The organism is Marinimicrobium alkaliphilum (assembly GCF_003259155.1).
In the GTDB taxonomy this organism is placed as follows: domain Bacteria; phylum Pseudomonadota; class Gammaproteobacteria; order Pseudomonadales; family Cellvibrionaceae; genus Marinimicrobium_A; species Marinimicrobium_A alkaliphilum.
Genome location: NZ_QGMQ01000002.1, coordinates 193,548 through 209,404 on the forward strand (window position 1 = coordinate 193,548; position 15,857 = coordinate 209,404).

16 protein-coding genes are annotated in these 15,857 nt (G+C 58.8%); 11 read left to right on the forward strand and 5 right to left on the reverse strand.

The genetic code is table 11. From position 1 onward, the window contains the following. Positions 1-69 precede the first annotated feature (69 nt). The 8 genes from DKW72_RS04305 to DKW72_RS04340 all read left to right on the forward strand — a co-directional run bounded on the left by DKW72_RS04305 (position 70) and on the right by DKW72_RS04340 (position 8,093). Positions 70-813 (forward strand): rhamnogalacturonan acetylesterase, encoded by a 744-nt coding sequence (locus DKW72_RS04305; RefSeq protein WP_157960387.1) that lies wholly within the window; start codon positions 70-72, stop codon positions 811-813. Between the two features lie 280 nt (positions 814-1,093). Beyond that, a complete protein-coding gene (rplU, locus tag DKW72_RS04310; RefSeq protein WP_111641097.1) occupies positions 1,094-1,405 on the forward strand; it encodes a 50S ribosomal protein L21 in 312 nt (103 codons plus the stop codon). Between the two features lie 15 nt (positions 1,406-1,420). Next, complete coding sequence (rpmA, locus tag DKW72_RS04315; protein WP_111641098.1) at positions 1,421-1,678, forward strand: 50S ribosomal protein L27; 258 nt, start codon at positions 1,421-1,423, stop codon at positions 1,676-1,678. 138 nt (positions 1,679-1,816) lie between these two features. Further along, complete coding sequence (gene cgtA / locus DKW72_RS04320) at positions 1,817-3,019, forward strand: Obg family GTPase CgtA (protein ID WP_111641099.1); 1,203 nt, start codon at positions 1,817-1,819, stop codon at positions 3,017-3,019. A 32-nt stretch (positions 3,020-3,051) separates the two neighbouring features. Continuing rightward, on the forward strand, positions 3,052-4,176 hold the full coding sequence (gene proB / locus DKW72_RS04325; RefSeq protein WP_111641100.1) for a glutamate 5-kinase: 1,125 nt from the start codon (positions 3,052-3,054) through the stop codon (positions 4,174-4,176). 41 nt (positions 4,177-4,217) lie between these two features. Next, positions 4,218-4,706, forward strand: coding sequence for a DUF4442 domain-containing protein (locus tag DKW72_RS04330; protein WP_111641101.1), 489 nt, complete (start codon positions 4,218-4,220; stop codon positions 4,704-4,706). A gap of 17 nt (positions 4,707-4,723) precedes the next feature. Further along, positions 4,724-5,833: a lysozyme family protein gene (locus DKW72_RS04335; RefSeq protein WP_198411215.1), complete on the forward strand. Its 1,110-nt coding sequence runs from the start codon at positions 4,724-4,726 to the stop codon at positions 5,831-5,833. A gap of 181 nt (positions 5,834-6,014) precedes the next feature. Then, the gene (locus tag DKW72_RS04340) at positions 6,015-8,093 is read left to right on the forward strand and encodes a putative bifunctional diguanylate cyclase/phosphodiesterase (RefSeq protein WP_111641103.1); all 2,079 of its coding nucleotides are present in this window, start codon (positions 6,015-6,017) and stop codon (positions 8,091-8,093) included. Positions 8,094-8,161: 68 nt separating this feature from the next. On the opposite strand, the gene DKW72_RS04345 is transcribed toward DKW72_RS04340, so the two are convergent. Together DKW72_RS04345 and DKW72_RS04350 are read right to left on the reverse strand one after the other, a co-directional pair. After that, entirely contained in the window at positions 8,162-8,878 is a 717-nt protein-coding gene (locus DKW72_RS04345) for an HAD family hydrolase (RefSeq protein WP_111641104.1), read from the reverse strand. Then, the gene (locus DKW72_RS04350) at positions 8,878-9,672 is read right to left on the reverse strand and encodes an AfsA-related hotdog domain-containing protein (RefSeq protein ID WP_157960388.1); all 795 of its coding nucleotides are present in this window, start codon (positions 9,670-9,672) and stop codon (positions 8,878-8,880) included. Before DKW72_RS04350 ends, DKW72_RS04345 begins: the two co-directional genes overlap by 1 nt. A gap of 300 nt (positions 9,673-9,972) precedes the next feature. Here DKW72_RS04350 and DKW72_RS04355 point away from each other — a divergent pair, with 300 nt between their 5' ends. From DKW72_RS04355 to DKW72_RS04365, 3 genes are read left to right on the forward strand one after another with little or no spacing between them, the layout of a single operon-like run. Then, positions 9,973-10,737, forward strand: coding sequence for a substrate-binding periplasmic protein (locus DKW72_RS04355; RefSeq protein ID WP_111641106.1), 765 nt, complete (start codon positions 9,973-9,975; stop codon positions 10,735-10,737). A gap of 49 nt (positions 10,738-10,786) precedes the next feature. Next, positions 10,787-12,352, forward strand: coding sequence for a sensor histidine kinase (locus DKW72_RS04360; protein WP_111641107.1), 1,566 nt, complete (start codon positions 10,787-10,789; stop codon positions 12,350-12,352). Further along, complete coding sequence (locus DKW72_RS04365; protein WP_198411216.1) at positions 12,324-12,761, forward strand: response regulator; 438 nt, start codon at positions 12,324-12,326, stop codon at positions 12,759-12,761. Before DKW72_RS04360 ends, DKW72_RS04365 begins: the two co-directional genes overlap by 29 nt. 39 nt (positions 12,762-12,800) lie before the next feature. Here DKW72_RS04365 and alkB read toward each other — a convergent pair whose 3' ends face one another. The 3 genes from alkB to DKW72_RS04380 all read right to left on the reverse strand — a co-directional run bounded on the left by alkB (position 12,801) and on the right by DKW72_RS04380 (position 15,850). Continuing rightward, the gene (gene alkB, locus DKW72_RS04370) at positions 12,801-13,448 is read right to left on the reverse strand and encodes a DNA oxidative demethylase AlkB (protein WP_111641109.1); all 648 of its coding nucleotides are present in this window, start codon (positions 13,446-13,448) and stop codon (positions 12,801-12,803) included. Then, positions 13,441-14,292: a class I SAM-dependent methyltransferase gene (locus DKW72_RS04375; RefSeq protein WP_157960389.1), complete on the reverse strand. Its 852-nt coding sequence runs from the start codon at positions 14,290-14,292 to the stop codon at positions 13,441-13,443. Before DKW72_RS04375 ends, alkB begins: the two co-directional genes overlap by 8 nt. A gap of 103 nt (positions 14,293-14,395) precedes the next feature. Further along, positions 14,396-15,850: a right-handed parallel beta-helix repeat-containing protein gene (locus DKW72_RS04380; RefSeq protein ID WP_111641111.1), complete on the reverse strand. Its 1,455-nt coding sequence runs from the start codon at positions 15,848-15,850 to the stop codon at positions 14,396-14,398. Positions 15,851-15,857 lie beyond the last annotated feature (7 nt).

The following is a 15,857-nucleotide window of genomic DNA, read 5'->3' on the forward strand; positions in this document are numbered from 1 at the left end:
GCGATGAGTGAGACGTGTATGAAATCCCTAACTAACCGTAACCGAGCTGGATGGTGGATCCTGTCGACCATGATACTGACTTTGATGTTTTTGGGCGGTTGTGCCTCTGTCTCGGACGAGCAGCGCGGACCCACCCTGTACCTGGTGGGTGACTCCACCATGGCTGAGCAACCGGAAGAGAAACACCCGGAGTGGGGCTGGGGCCAGGCTCTGCCGCCGCTCCTGGAAGAGGGTATCGCCCTGGAAAACCACGCCCGCAATGGCCGCAGCACCAAGAGCTTCGTCGACGAGGGTCGCTGGGCCACCGTGCGTGACCGACTGCAGCCGGGCGACTTTGTGGTGATCGGCTTCGGTCACAACGACCAGAAAAGCGAAGATCCCAACCGCTACGCGGAGGCTCAAACCGACTATCGGGACTATCTGAACCGTTTTATCGATGAGGCCACCGAGCGCGGTGCCGAGGTGATTTTGGTGACCTCGATTGTCCGTCGCCGGTTTGACGATGAGGGACAGCCGGTCGCGACGCTCGGGGATTACCCGGACGCCGTGCGAGCGGTGGCGGCCGAGCGCGCCGTGGCGCTGGTGGATCTGAACGCCTTTACCCGCCAGCTGCTGGTCGAGGCTGGCCCCGAGATGTCGCGCCACATTTATATGCACGCCCATCCAGGGCAGTACGACAACTTGCCCCCCGAAGGCAAGCAGGATGACACCCATCTGCAGGTGCGCGGGGCCGAAGTGGTGGCGAAACTCTTTGTCGCCGAGGTCCAGAACCAGGATTTGCCCCTCGCCCGGTGGCTGAAACAGCTTTATTGATCAAGGATTAGCTTCGATATCGATGCCAAGCAGCGGGGGGTTATCCCCTTCCGGGACCGTCTGCCGCCCGGACGGCGGCAGTCGAGCCCCCATGGATGGGTTCACGGCGTGTCTCGGAAGGGGATAACCCCCCGCTGCTGCCGGGCTCGAAGCCTGTTGCCTTTTGGAAGTGTTTGGCCTACAATCGGCGCCCCTGAAAATCAGTCTACGACGCTAGTCCCAAACGCCGAGGCATACCGCCTGGCTACTTCGTGTCGTCCAAGCGTGTATTGGAGCAACTATGTACGCAATTATTGAAAGCGGTGGCAAGCAGCACCGGGTAGTGGAAGGCGAAACCCTGAAGCTGGAAAAAATCGAAGTCGCCACTGGCGAAACCATCGAATTTGACAAAATCTACCTGGTCGGTAGCGGCAGCGACGTTAAAATCGGTGCTCCGATCGTAGAAGGTGCCAAGGTAACGGCTGAAGTCGTTAGCCACGGTCGCGGCGACAAGGTGACCATCATCAAATTCCGTCGTCGCAAGCACTCCATGAAACGTCAGGGTCATCGTCAGTGGTACACTGAAGTGAAGATCACTGGCATCACAGGTTAAGAGGAGTAATGACTCATGGCTCATAAAAAAGCTGGTGGTAGTACGCGTAACGGACGCGATTCACAGAGCAAACGCCTTGGTGTTAAAGCTTACGGCGGCGAAACCGTGTCTGCGGGCAGCATCATCGTGCGTCAGCGCGGCACCCGTATTCACGCAGGCGTCAACGTTGGTGTAGGCAAAGACCACACCCTGTTCGCCAAAGCCGACGGTCAAGTGAAGTTTGAGACCAAAGGCCCGCACAACCGCAAGTTCGTCAACATCGAATCTGCGTAAGTGCCTGTTCTGCCTCACTTCGGTGAGGCGGCAACACGATCAAAGCCCTGTCGATCCGTCGTCAGGGCTTTGTTGTATTCTAACCCCGGTAAAAAATCGCCATAATGGCGGTCATTGCGATCCAAGCGGAGCCCCACTGTGAAATTTGTAGACGAAGCGCCCATTTACGTTGAAGCCGGCAAAGGCGGCAACGGCTGCTTGAGCTTCCGGCGCGAGAAATTTATCGCCAAAGGCGGCCCCGATGGCGGCGATGGCGGCGATGGCGGCAGCGTCTACCTGGTGGCGGACGAGAACCTCAATACCCTGATCGACTACCGCTATCAGCCCCGTTACCGGGCGGAGTCAGGCAGTAATGGCATGGGTAAGGACTGCACCGGGAAAAAGGGCGAGGACCTGTTCCTGCCGGTACCCGTGGGCACCACGGTGCTGGATATGGACACCGAGGAAACCCTGGGGGACCTGACCGAAGCCGGACAAAAGCTCAAAGTCGCCCAGGGCGGCTTCCACGGGTTGGGTAATACCCGCTTCAAGTCCAGTACCAACCGGGCCCCGCGCAAGACCAGCAATGGCTCCGAGGGCGAAAAGCGCCAGCTCAAGCTGGAGATGAAGGTGCTTGCCGATGTCGGTCTGCTGGGGTTGCCCAATGCCGGCAAGTCCAGTTTTATCCGCGCGATCAGCTCCGCCAAGCCCAAAGTGGCAGACTATCCCTTCACCACCCTGGTGCCCAACCTGGGGGTGGTGAGTGTCCAGAAGCACCGCAGCTTCGTGGTGGCGGATATTCCGGGTCTGATCGAAGGCGCCTCGGAGGGTGCTGGCCTGGGGATTCGCTTCCTCAAGCACCTGACCCGTTGCCGGGTATTGCTGCACATTGTCGATATGCTGCCGCCGGACGGCAGTGACCCCGCCGAGCAGGCCCAGATGATCATTGAGGAGCTGGAAGAGTTCAGTCCGACCCTGGCCGGGCGCGAGCGCTGGCTGTTGCTCAACAAAATTGACCTGCTGCCACCCGGCGAAGCCGAGGCTCGCTGCCAGGCGGTGGTTGATGCGCTCGAGTGGGAGGGGCCGGTATACACCATTTCTGCACTCAACCGCGATGGCACCGAACCCCTGTGCGGTAAGATAATGACGCACCTGGAAGACATCTGGGCAGCGGAAGAAGATCCCGAGATCCGGGCTCGCGAGCTGGCCTTGCAGGACCAGATGGCCCAAGAGGGGCGCGACCGCATTGAAGAACTGCGCGATCGCCACCGTGCGGCCCGCAAGGCCGCCAAGGGCGAGCATGATGATGACGATGATTTCGACGATGATGATTACGACGTCGAAGTGGAGTATGTGCGCTAGCCCTGCCGGCGCCACGGACATAAGCTGAGGCTATGAGCGAAAAACGCCAACAAGTGACCCGCGCCCGGCGCTGGGTGGTAAAAATCGGCAGTGCCCTGCTGACCAATGACGGCAAAGGCCTGGACACCGCCGCGATTGCTGTCTGGGTGGCGCAGATGGCCGCGCTGCGCGAGCGCGGCATTGAGCTGGTCTTGGTCTCCTCCGGGGCGGTCGCCGCAGGCATGAACCGCCTGGGCTGGCACAAGCGCCCCACGGAAGTTCACCGTCTGCAGGCGGCCGCGGCCGTGGGGCAGATGGGCCTGGTGCAGACCTACGAGAATGCCTTTCAGCAGTATGGGTTGCAGACCGCCCAAGTGCTGCTCGACCACGATGACCTTTCTTCCCGCGAGCGCTACCTCAACGCCCGCTCGACCCTGAAAACCCTGATCGGACTCGGAGTGGTGCCGGTGGTCAATGAAAACGATACCGTGATCACCGATGAAATCCGCTTTGGCGACAACGACACCCTGGGCGCACTGGTGGCCAATCTGGTGGAAGCCGATCTGTTGGTGATCCTGACGGATCAGGACGGTATGTACGACAGTGACCCGCGTACCAATCCGGCGGCCAGGCTGCTGTCTGAGGCGGCGGCCAATGACCCGCAGTTGGCGATGATGGCAGGCGACGGCGGCGCTCTGGGCCGTGGCGGCATGATCACCAAAGTGCGTGCGGCGCGGGTGGCAGCCCGTTCTGGAGCGGATACCCTGATTGCCGGTGGGCGTTTGGAGCAGGTGTTGAACCGGATCGCCGAGGGCGAGGCGGTGGGCACCCTGCTGTGGGCCTCGGAAGAGCCCCAGGCCGCGCGCAAGCGCTGGCTCTCCGGTCAACTTCAGACCCGGGGTACTCTGGTCATTGATCGCGGCGCGGTCAAAGTGCTGCGCGAGCAGGGCAAGAGCCTGCTACCGGTGGGCGTCAAAGCGGTCAAGGGCCGGTTTACCCGCGGGGATATGGTGATCTGTCTCGATCCGGACGGGAACGAAGTCGCGCGCGGACTGGTCAACTACAGTGCCGAAGAGGCCGGTAAGATCATCGGCAAGCCGACCGCCCGGATTATCGAGTTACTGGGCTATAAAGATGACGACGAACTGATTCACCGGGATAACCTGGTATTGAGCTGAGCTTTGCACCGGATCGGTTCTGGAATAAGCGGGAGATCGATATGAGCCCCAAGTGGTTGCGACGCCTGGTCAACTTCTGGCCGCCCATGCTGTTTACCGGAATCCGCGCGACCTACATCAGTGACGATTTTTGCAAAGTGGATGTAACCCTCAAATACCGCTGGTACAACCGCAATTATGTGGGGACTCAGTACGGCGGCAGCCTCTTTTCCATGACCGATCCCTGGTACATGATGATGCTTCACCACAACCTGGGCAATGACTACTACGTCTGGGACAAGAGTGCCGATATCGATTTTGTTTCCCCGGGGCGCGGACCCGTCCATGCGCATTTTGTGATCGATGATTACCTGCTTCACACTATCCGCGAGCAAACCGCACAAGGCGAAAAATACCTGCCCGAATTCACGATCGATATTGTCGACGGCGACCACAACCTGGTGGCGCGGGTAAATCGGACGCTCTACGTGCGCCGCAAGCCCCGGGCGCGCCAGTCTACCGACAGGCAGGATAAACCCACAGCGGCGTAAAACAGGAGTGCGAAAGAGTGTCCAGTTGGAGTACACGACGTTTGATACTGATGCTCTGCCTGTACCTGCCCGGGCTGGCGTCTGCCTCGGAGGCGCCGGTGCCAGCATCGGAATGGCTGTCTGTGGTGCGAGCAACTCCCTACTGGACCAGTCAGGGCGTCTACGACAATCTGGTGACCCTGCGTCGCTGGGTCCTGACCGGTAGTGCTTACTGCACTGAACGTGAGCGCCACATCCTGTTCAACCACCGTGCTACCTTCCTCGGCTACATCAGCAATGATCCCGACGCGGAGGTGACACAGGCGCGCCTGAATGAACGCCGGCGCGCGTTGGCCGCCAATGAGAGAACGGAACACTGGAGTGAGGGCGCGCCGGGGAGCGCGGGATATCCGTTTGCACTCAGCTGTGATCAACCGGAAGCGGAACTGCAACAGGCGCTGGCGCGCTATCGGGGAGACGATCCTGAAGCGCGTCTGTGGGGCACCTGGGACGGCATGCGGATTGGCACCGAAGCAGAGACCGTGTCACTCCACGCCGCGATCCGCAAAGTGTACGACGATCGGCGCACCCAGGGGCGCATCAGTATGCCCGAGGAAGTGTTGACGACCCTGGCGGGTAAGGTCCTGATTGAAAGCGGTGGTCGGGCCATGGCGCGCTCGGCGGCCGATGCCCGGGGGGTGATGCAGTTGTCGGTGGCGGCGCTCAATGACTGCGAGCTGGCCGAACGTTTTCACTTTCACCGCCTGGCACAGATTGATTGTGCACTGCGGTTGCTGGAGCAGAACCACCGCAATCTGGCTTCGGTGTTTGACGGGATCTTTGGCCATTTGCCGGAGGACAAAGCCGATCAACTCTATGCGTTTTTGTTGATCCAGGCCTATCACGGTGGCGTCGGGCGTGTGAGCGCACTGCTTGTGGACAGCGAACTCAACGGTGCGGCCCGTTACTTTGCCCGTCATCACGAGCGCTTCACGGCCGGGGATATCGCCCTGGGCATGGTATTTCACAACCTCGGGCGCAACCAGCTCGGTTTTGCCTCACTCTACTATGTTACCGACGTTGGCATCGCCATGGCCGAAGCCTGCCGACAGCTTGACGATTTACCGGGCTGTGCTTCATTGAAATAGGGCAGGGGTGGTTTATAATCAATGTACCCAGTTCGAGACTGTGGCACAGGGTCTACTGTGGCGGAGTCCGGCACGCCCGCATGAACGGGCACTCGCGCCCGCTCCGTGGCCCGGCAACAGAGACACCGGAAGCTTAACGGCAGACTGTTGATTGCACATACACAATAAGTGGACAGGCTCAATGGGAAAATTGCTCAAAGTACTCTATGTCGAAGACTCGGCAGCCGATGCCGAACTGGTGGGTCTCGAACTCCGGCGCGGTGGCTTCGCTCCGGATGGGCTGCGGGTAGAGACCCGGGATCAGATGGTTTCCGCGCTGCGTCGTAGCGCTTGGGATCTGATCTTGTGCGATTACAGTCTGCCGCAATTCAGCGCTGAAGAAGCATTGAACACCCTTCACAACAGTGGGCTGGACCTGCCTTTTATCATCACTTCGGGTGCCGTAGAGGCCGAGGATGTGGTCAACCTGCTTAAGCAGGGCGCCCACGACTTTATGAGCAAGGAGTCCTACGCCCGCCTGATACCAGCGATTGAGCGGGAGCTGCGCGATGCGGAGGTTCGCCGCCTTCGTCGCCAGGCCGAGGACAAGGTGCGCATACTGTCGCGCGCCGTGGAGCAGAGCCCGGTGGCTGTGGTCATCAGCGATGCCCAGGGTGTGATTGAGTATGTCAATCCCCGTTTTGAACAGGCCACCGGCTACACCGCAGAGGAGGCTATCGGTCAGGAATTGGGCTTTACTCTCCTGGACGAGGATAGCGCCCAGGCCATGCGCGAATTGCTGGCCAGCGTTCAAAACGGTCGGGAGTGGCGCGGCGAGTTTTGTCACAAGCACCGGGACGGCCAGCTTTTCTGGGAGTTTGTGCACGCCTCCCCCCTCAATAACGACCAGGGCCAGCCCACGCATTTCGTGATCGTCAAGGAGGACATCACCGTCCGCCGCAGTTACGAAGAACAGCTGTTGCGACAGGCGCACTATGACCACCTGACCGGCCTCGCCAATCGGGCCCTGATGGTCGATCGGCTCACCGTCGCGGTGGCGTCGGCCCAGCGCCACCAGCATTTGGCGGCACTGCTGTTTATCGACCTGGATCACTTCAAGAACGTCAACGACAGCCTCGGTCACAGCATTGGGGATGCCCTGCTGACCAAGGCTGCGGGACGTCTGAGCGCTTGTATTCGCGGTGGTGACACCCTGGCGCGCATGGGCGGGGACGAGTTTGTCATTGTCCTGCCAGAAGTGGGCAGTGCGCTGGAAGTGCAGCAGATCGCGGAAAAAATCATCGACGCTTTCGCACGTTCGTTTACCCTTATCGGGCGGGAGTACTTTGTCACGGCCAGCGTCGGTATTGCCCTCTACCCGCAGGATGGAGAGAATCCCCACCTGATACTGCGCAATGCGGACCTGGCGATGTACAAGGCCAAGGACCTGGGGCGAAACCAGTTCCACTTCTTCACCGAGGACATCAATACCCAATTGATGCAACGGCTGGAACTGGAAACCCGTTTGCGCCATGCGGTTAAGCGTCGTGAACTGGAACTGCATTACCAACCCATATTCAACCTGCAGACCCAGAAAATTGTCGGTATTGAGGCATTGGTGCGCTGGCGCCAGCCGGATGGCAGCCTCTGGGCGCCAAACCGCTTTATTCCGCAGGCCGAAGACATGAGCATAGTCGCCGAAATAGACAACTGGGTGCTCAGTCAGGCCTGCACCGAAGCGGCCCCGCTGCTCAAGGCAGGTGGCGATGCTTCCCCTATGCGGCTGGCTCTCAATGTGTCAGCAACGCAGTTGCAGGTCCCCGGTTTTGACCGACAGGTCACAGAACAGTTGGCGATGTCCGGTCTTGTTCCTGCGCAACTGGAACTGGAGGTTACCGAACGGGTGCTGGTCGATGATGACGAACAGACCCAGCGCAATATGAACGCGCTCTGTGAACTGGGCGTGCGCCTTTCCATTGACGATTTTGGTACGGGCTACTCGTCGCTCGGCTACCTGCAAAAGTATCCTTTCAAAACCCTCAAGATAGACCGCAGTTTTGTCAGTCAGATTATTGAAAACCCCCACACCGGAAAGTTGGTAGAAACGATTGTCGTCATGGCGCGGGGGCTGGACCTTGAAGTCGTGGCGGAGGGCGTAGAAACCGAAGAGCAGCGCCAGCGCGTTGCCGAGCTCGGCTGCGATCAGGCCCAGGGCTACCTGCTCGGCTACCCCGTTCCTATCGCAGAGCTCTATCACAGGATCACACCCAAGGCGCAATAAAAAACCCGCCGAAGCGGGTTCAAGTTTTGCGCCCTGAAGCGCTGATTTGTTATTTCAGGCCTGAAGAATCAGCGGGGCGGTATCACCGTCCAGCCTCGCTCCCGAGCACACTCGACCAGTCCCCGGCCACCACTGACAACCCGCGGGTGCCCGACGGCCTGGAGCATGGGCAAATCGGAGATATCATCACCGTAGGCGTAACAGTCGTCTGACTTGCCACCAACCGCCTCGAGAAATAGCCCGATGGCCTCCGCCTTGCCCGTACCGATGGTCTGGGGAGGAAGTATTTCACCGGTATAGCGATCGCCGGCAACCTCCATGCGTGTAGCGAGTATCTGCCGCACACCCAGGTGGTCGGCAACAGGCTGCAGAAGTGCAGGAAAAGAGCCGGAAACAAACACCGGCTCCCGCCCCTCCGCCTGATGCCAGCGCAGCTCGGCCAGTGAACCCGCGTGAAAAAAGTCGTCCCGGGACGCCGTTTGCCAACGGAACCACTCCCGCCCGGCCTGCTCGACGTCTACCACCTTGCGCCCGGCAAAGTAGTGGTAGTAGCGCCGGTTCAGTACTTCCCAGGATGCACGCTCGTGCAGGTGCTGTTCGATTTCACGCAGATAGCGCTCGCGCTCGCCATTATCCGGGCGCGAGGCGTACCAGAACGCCTGAAAACTGAGCATGCTTTTGACATCAATCAATGTGTCATCCACATCAAAAAATGCAAACGTGCAGTGCTCGTCCGCAGGTGCCACCTTGGCGAGTGGCGTGACAGGTTTGGATTGCATAGTCATCACAGATTCTCCACCTTCTGTTTCCGGTTTTCCGGCAGGGACTGGGTGATGCTCGCCAGATAATTATCCTGCATCTTGTTGGCCAGCATTCGCTCGCGCTTGCCGAGACGTTCGTGTTCCATCGCAGAGATGGAAAAACGGAACGCGGTGACCGTCATCCCGCATTGGCGCACCTCTGCCTCCATGACAAAATTGAGGCGGCGAGGGTTATCCAACTGCTTTTCCACTATGCGGCAAACGATACTGGCCGCAATCGGGAAGGTGAAGTTGTTGTAATCTGCGCTCATGCTGTTGAGTACAAAGCCATAGTTCACATCACTCTTGGGTATCAGGAAGCATTCCGATATCAGAATGGTCATCTGGCGCGCCGCTTCAATCAGGACCATGCCCTGGATGTGTTGACCGCTCTGGTGATCCTGCATCAACTCTGAATGTTCATCGATCATCAGGTGCATTTCATACTCATCCTCGGACAGCTGGCGCGGCATGGACAGCAGGATATTCTCCGGCCGTCGTTTGTGCGACAGGGCGGAGGTAGCGCGCTCCGGAAGGTGGTGCCACAAGCTGAAATCAAAATGCGCAAGGTTGGCGGACCGGGAAGCCGCGTCGAGCAGCTCACGCACCGCCGTATCACCCAAGCCCTGACCAGGAACCAGAAGGGTGGTGCTCTGGCCTGGCAGGAACTGCACCGGCAAGCTGAGCAAGCCGTGCAATTGCGATAGGGTAATGGCATCCTTACCCTGGACGTAGAAAGAGAATTTGTCGCCTACAACGAGTAAAATACGCTGGTTCATAAGATATGACCTCATTTAACAAAATAAAAAAGAGTGGGCCAGTGTTTCGCCAGACCCTCTGGCGAGCATCAGCGCCACCCGGTACACTCATCCTTGAAAAACAACACCTGATCGCCCTCTGGCCCAACCCGGGACGTGACGTACCGACAGGGCCTGACCGAACACCTGCGATTCGCTGCAGCAGTCGACTGCGAGGGTTGACAGGCCCTCCAATCCTGACAAACGCCGTGCCATAGCGGACAAATTCAGGGAAAATAGGCTATAGATAGGTGAGGTTGCGCTGCGGGTTGGCGCTTAAAAATGAATCAGACGACACTGGATGACGCTATGCCCTCCGTTGCCGCTTTTATTTTGCTGTTACTCTGCTGGCCGTTATTGGCGACGGCAGCTCAGGATGACGCGAACGCCAATAATACGATGAGCTTTATCACCATTGATGTGGCCCCCTGGGCTTCCGTGGATCCGTCGAGCGGGCGCTTTGTGGGCGCGTTCCCCGAACTTATCGAGGCCATTGGCGAGCGCAGTGGCCTGAGTATGAGTATCTCCCTGACACCCTTTGCCCGGGTCGATCGGGAGTTGGAATCCGGTGATCACGACTGCACCATCCTCATTCCCCGGGATGAGAGCCTGGTGGTACCCGGCGAGCTGGTTTCCTATCACGCCATCGGTGTGATCGCTCGCGAGGGAATCGTGCTGCGCGAGTATGACGATATGGCCGGGCGTGCGATCTCCGTACTGAGAGGCGCAAGTATTCACCCGCGTTTTGATGAGGACCCGACGCTGGATAAGCAGTTTGATACCGATTACGCCATCGCCCTGCGCAAGATGGAACGTGAACGTATTGATGTGATTGCCGGTGCCATACCAACCATCCAGTTTATTGCCGAGCAGGAAGGTGTCGCCGATCAATTGGGTGATATTCTGCAGCTTGCTGAGGTACCCTTGGTCTTCCAGTGTTCAAGAAAATCTTCTCAGCTCGACAACATGTCGGCCATCAACCAGGCCATACGCGATATCAAGGAAGACGGCACACTGGAAGAGATACGGCAGCGTCATTATTTCTGACCGAGTGAGGTGCTGCTCCTGGCTGACAACCCTGCTTTTGGATTCAAAGATGCCCTATAGTCCCTCGCCTTCGTCCGGCCTTCGCTCCGCCTTCAGCCGCCGCGGCATTGGCCGGAGACTGTTGCTGTTGATCATTCTGTTCAGCTCCTGTGTGACACTTCTGTCAACCGGCGTTCAGCTGTACGTCGACTATCAGCGAGACCTGAGCGCCATCAATACCCGGCTGGACGAAGTGGAAAGCGGTTACCTTGGCAGCATCAGCGCCAGCCTGTGGAATCTCGATATCCGGCAACTGCAGTTGCAACTGGAGGGCGTCAGGCACCTGCCGGACATCCAGTCGGTCGCCGTTTATGAGAACCCCCAGGGTGTCGACAATCCGTTGGCTCTGCGTATCGGTGAGCCTGTTGAACAACGCGCCATAGTGCGTGAGTATCGGCTGGTCTATCATCTGGGGGGTGAAGGCCGCGATATTGGCCGGCTGGTTATCAACGCATCCATGGACGAAGTCTACCGGCGCCTCTGGGAAAAGGCGGTGGTCATTCTGATGACCCAGGGTGTAAAGACCTTCGTGGTGTCCCTGTTCATCCTGTATATTTTTTACCGACTGGTCACCCAGCATTTGAGTACCATCGCGCAGTTTGTGAGCCGGTTCAAATTGGGCAAGGCGACTTCGCAATTGACCCTGGCCCGCACGCCCCCCAGGAAGGCCGATGAACTGGATCAGGTGACCCATGCCTTCAATGAGCTGGGCGACAACCTTCATCAGGCCTATGAGGCGTTGCGCGAGGTCAACGCTGAGCTGGAACGCGATATTATCGCCCGGCGTCGGGCGGAGGAGGAAGTGAAGCGGCTCAACGAAGGGCTGGAGCAGCGCGTACGACAGCGCACCGCCGAACTGGAGGCGGCGAACAAGGAGTTGGCGAGCTTCAGTTACTCGGTGTCCCACGATTTGCGGGCCCCGCTGCGCCGTATTGAGGGTTTTCGCCGCATCCTGGTGGAGGACTGCGGCCACGACCTGCACGGTGACGCCGGGCACTACCTGAGCAGGATTGAAAGCGGCACGCGGGAAATGGCTGAGATGATTGACAGCTTTTTACGCCTGTCCCGGGTAACCCAGGGCGAACTGTGCGTTGAGGACACCAATGTGTCGCAACTGGTGCAACGCGTGTTCAACCAACAACAGGAGCGGGAGCCCGACCGCCCGGCGCGGTTGGAGCTGGAACCGGATATCTGTGCGGACGTCGACAGGCGCATTTTTGAGGTGTTGATCACCAACTTGCTGGATAACGCCTGGAAGTACTCCCGCCAGCGAAACGAGATCCTGATCCGGTTCGCGCGTGACCAAAGCAGCGGCCAAAACGTTTACTGCCTTGGCGATAATGGCGTCGGCTTCGACATGAAGTATGCCGACAGGTTGTTTACCCCCTTCAGTCGGCTGCACAAAGCCGAAGACTTTGACGGAATCGGCATTGGGCTGGCCACGGTTCAACGTATCATCGCCAGACACGGTGGCCGGATCTGGGCAAAATCTTCTCCGGGGGCGGGCGCGACATTTTATTTTACTCTTTGGGAAAGGAATACAGAGTGTGAGCAAGGATACTATTCTGTTGGTTGAGGACCATCCCGACGAGGCGGAGCTGGCTCTGCGCGGCTTCGCCAAAATGGCCGACGATTATGATGTACAACTGGCCCGGGATGGCGAAGAAGCGCTGGATTTTCTGTTTTCCCGGGGCCAACACCGGGGACGTCCATCTGCCCGCAAGCCGGGCCTGATCATTCTCGACCTGTCACTGCCAGGCATCGATGGTTTTGAGGTGGTCCAGCAACTGCGAGAGCACAGCGATTACCGGTATACACCGGTCGTGGTACTTACCACGTCCGATGAGCAGTCGGACATCCTGCAAAGTTACAACCTGGGGGTCAACAGTTATCTGTGCAAGCCTCTGGACTTCGAAAATTTTTCCGACGTTCTGCAACTGGTCAGTCACTACTGGCTTAGGAACAACGCCGCTCCACGCCCCTGACCCTCAGTCGTTGCCAACAGTTGTTGCCAAAAGGGGCGCCTAGCGGGCCCGGCGCAGCGTCAGGTTTATCCGGCAGTCACCCAGCGGAAAATGTGTCCCCTCCTTGAGGGTCAGTACCCTGTGATAGTGGCGCCTGACCGGCCCGCCCCAGACCACCACATCGCCGTGAGTCAGTAGCACCTTGGTGGTCGGGTCGCTGCGCTGGGCGCCGCCAAACGCAAAGGTGGCCGGCAGCCCCAGGGAGACAGATACAATCGGTTGGCTGAAGTCCTGCTCGTCCCGATCCTGATGCAGGCCCATTTTTGTCCCCACAGCGTAGCGGTTGATCAGGCAGGCATCGGGCGCAAACACTGGATAGCCCGCTTCGGCCGCCGCCCGCTGGGCGAGTCTGAAAAAGCGCTCGGGCATGGCGGGCCAGGGGGTATCGGTGAGCGGGTCGCGTGGGGCATAGCGGTAACCGTGGCGGTCGCTGATCCAGCCGTAGGCGCCGCAGTTGCTGGTCCTGACCGACAGCGGTTTGCCGCCGGGGGTGAACAGCTGGCGCCAGGGCGCTTGTGTGACGACCTGTTCGATGTCGGTCAGCAGTCCGTCTGCCTCGGCCAGGGCAAAGCGCCTCAACACCACGGCCCCACCCGTGAGGGGCTCCTGCCAGGGCTGGGTATCGTCGGCAAAAAGGTCGTCAGTCATCGTTGCCGTTATGGCTCTCTTCATCCGTGTCATCGGCTTCAGGGCGGATACGCTCGGCGATCCAGTCGTGCTCATCAGGGTCGAGGGCGATCATCATGTCACCGCGCACCTCTCCCGTATAACGGGTGTCTTCAATCTCAAAGCTGATCTCAGCGCCCTTCAAGTGGGCGCTACTGATGCGCGTCCACGTGTTACCCGCCGTGGCGTGACCGCGGATATCCTGGAATGACTGCTCCAGTGACAGGGGAATTTCGTCGCCGTCTGCGGTGGTAATCACCCAGTTACCCGCTACATCAGCGGGTACGTACCAGAGGTACACTTTCAAACGCTCGTCGGCCTTGTCCGGCTGCCAGTCTTCCATGTCAAAAACATAGGAAATCACTCGCGTTCCCGGCGCCAGAGTTTCCAGAATAATCGGCCGCAGCTGAATGTTGAGCGGTTGCAGGAGAAACATTGTGAGCACCGTGGCATCGGAAAAGTCCGTCTCAAAAAGATCTGCCTCGATAAAGCGCGCGCGCCGGTGCACGCCATCGGCGCGGGCGTTCTCCCGCGACTGTTGCACCAGGAGGGGATCGATTTCAATGCCCAGACCCCGGGCGCCATGATCCCTTGCGGCGGTAATGACAATGCGCCCATCGCCGGAGCCCAGGTCGATGACATAGTCGTCGGCGCTGATATCGGCCATTGCCATCATCCGATCGACGGTTTCCTGAGGGGTGGGAACATAGACCACATCCGGCTCGCGTTTGGGTACTGCGTCATCGTCGATACCCGGGTATGCGGCACAGCTGCTGAGTAGCAAAAAGCTCAAGGGAAGGGTCAAAAACGTCAGAAGAGCACGCATGCGGGGATCCTGGCAATAGAGTGAGTCTCCATTGTAGGAAAAGGCGCGGAGGATTACAAAACAGTGGGGCAAAAAAAGGCCCGCCGAAGCGGGCCTGGTAAAGCTAGGGAGTATAGCCGTGAGCGCCAATCTCGGGAGCCTCTCCGGAGAAGGGGAACCCGATGTTGACACCGGCTTCTTTAAACGCGCTGGCTTCAAGGACTTTGAAAAGTTCAATGTCCGGCAGAGAGCCATCGGCCTGGCGTTCGCTACGGGCGAGCTCCAGGTCCGGGATGTTGATATCGCTCTGGCGCGGATTGGTATCCATTTGCCAGCTGTTGCCGTCGGATGAAAGACCGCCTACGAGTGGGGAGAACAACTCAAGGTTGCCGAGCAAACTGAAGTTGTTGTACATGATATAGCGTTCGTCCTCTTCTTCCGGCGGGTTGGGGAAAGAGAAGTTGCGCGGGTTGTTGACAGCGGTATTGTGGATCAGCACTTGGGGCGCCGGGTTATTGTTGTGATCGAAACCCTTGGCATTTTCGAGGTGTCCCAAGTTGTTAAAGGCGATATTGCCGATGGCGATGTGAGCGCCGTAGACGCCATCGCCGCCAAATTTGAAGCCATTGCCGTTGCCGCGGAAGTCGGTCAGGTGACCATAAACATCATTGCGGCCCTGATCAAAAGCCCAGTTGTTTTGCAGGACGATAGTGCTGGAGGCGCGCCAGAAGTCAAAACCGTCATCGGAGTTGTTCCAGGCCCGGTTACCGTAGTAATGGTTGCCGGGGCCGATATCGAATTTGGCTCCAAAGCCGTCGGCGTTGTTGCCGGGGTTGGCGGTATAGCCGCCATTGGCCGAGCCAAGATTGACATTGTCGTAGCTGTCGCAGTTCATGATCAGGTTGTGTGAAGCGCCGCCCGCCATGTGAATGCCGGTGTCGTAGTTTCCGTGGGATACCACTCGCTCCAGACGATTGTAGCTGCCGTCCATGCGGATGCCGTTATGCCCGGCATTGCGGATGGTGAGGCCGTACAGGTGCCAGTGGCTGCCGTTCAAGCGAACGCCGTGGCGGTTGTTACCCAGCCCCTGGCTGGTAAAGTCCAAAATGGGCTCCTCGCCAGGGTAGGCGAACAGCGTAATTTTTTCATCCTGGGTACCACTAGAGTCGATTCGCAGCGTAGTGCTTTTCTCGTAGACACCGCCACGCACAACAATCACATCGCCGGGTCCCACTTGACTGATCGCGTGGCTCAAGGTCGCAAAAGGTCGGTCTTCACCGGTGCCATCATCCTGGTTGCTACCGGTGGTGGCGACAAAAAAGACCTGATTGCCCTCAGGAATCTGGTCGTGGGGTGTTGGTGTCGGCGGTGTGGGAATCAGATCGCTGACATCCTCAAGCAGTGGAACCTGCTCGACCGGCGGTTCCTGGCCGTTCCCGTTGCCATTGCCATTGCCATTGCCATTGCCGTTGCCATTACCGTTGCCATTACCGGGGGGGGTGTCGCTGGAGCTGCTGCCGCAGCCTGCCAATAACCCTAAACTCAGGGCCAGAAAGATGGAGGGAATCAAGTATTTCATAGTGGTG

Coding starts and splice junctions, on each gene's coding strand:
- DKW72_RS04305 (WP_157960387.1), top strand. CDS start 70: ATGATACTGACTTTGATGTTTTTGGGCGGTTGTGCCTCTGTCTCGGAC.
- rplU (WP_111641097.1), top strand. CDS start 1,094: ATGTACGCAATTATTGAAAGCGGTGGCAAGCAGCACCGGGTAGTGGAA.
- rpmA (WP_111641098.1), top strand. CDS start 1,421: ATGGCTCATAAAAAAGCTGGTGGTAGTACGCGTAACGGACGCGATTCA.
- proB (WP_111641100.1), top strand. CDS start 3,052: ATGAGCGAAAAACGCCAACAAGTGACCCGCGCCCGGCGCTGGGTGGTA.
- DKW72_RS04330 (WP_111641101.1), top strand. CDS start 4,218: ATGAGCCCCAAGTGGTTGCGACGCCTGGTCAACTTCTGGCCGCCCATG.
- DKW72_RS04340 (WP_111641103.1), top strand. CDS start 6,015: ATGGGAAAATTGCTCAAAGTACTCTATGTCGAAGACTCGGCAGCCGAT.
- DKW72_RS04345 (WP_111641104.1), bottom strand. CDS start 8,878: ATGACTATGCAATCCAAACCTGTCACGCCACTCGCCAAGGTGGCACCT.
- DKW72_RS04350 (WP_157960388.1), bottom strand. CDS start 9,672: ATGAACCAGCGTATTTTACTCGTTGTAGGCGACAAATTCTCTTTCTAC.
- DKW72_RS04355 (WP_111641106.1), top strand. CDS start 9,973: ATGAATCAGACGACACTGGATGACGCTATGCCCTCCGTTGCCGCTTTT.
- DKW72_RS04360 (WP_111641107.1), top strand. CDS start 10,787: ATGCCCTATAGTCCCTCGCCTTCGTCCGGCCTTCGCTCCGCCTTCAGC.
- alkB (WP_111641109.1), bottom strand. CDS start 13,448: ATGACTGACGACCTTTTTGCCGACGATACCCAGCCCTGGCAGGAGCCC.
- DKW72_RS04375 (WP_157960389.1), bottom strand. CDS start 14,292: ATGCGTGCTCTTCTGACGTTTTTGACCCTTCCCTTGAGCTTTTTGCTA.
- DKW72_RS04380 (WP_111641111.1), bottom strand. CDS start 15,850: ATGAAATACTTGATTCCCTCCATCTTTCTGGCCCTGAGTTTAGGGTTA.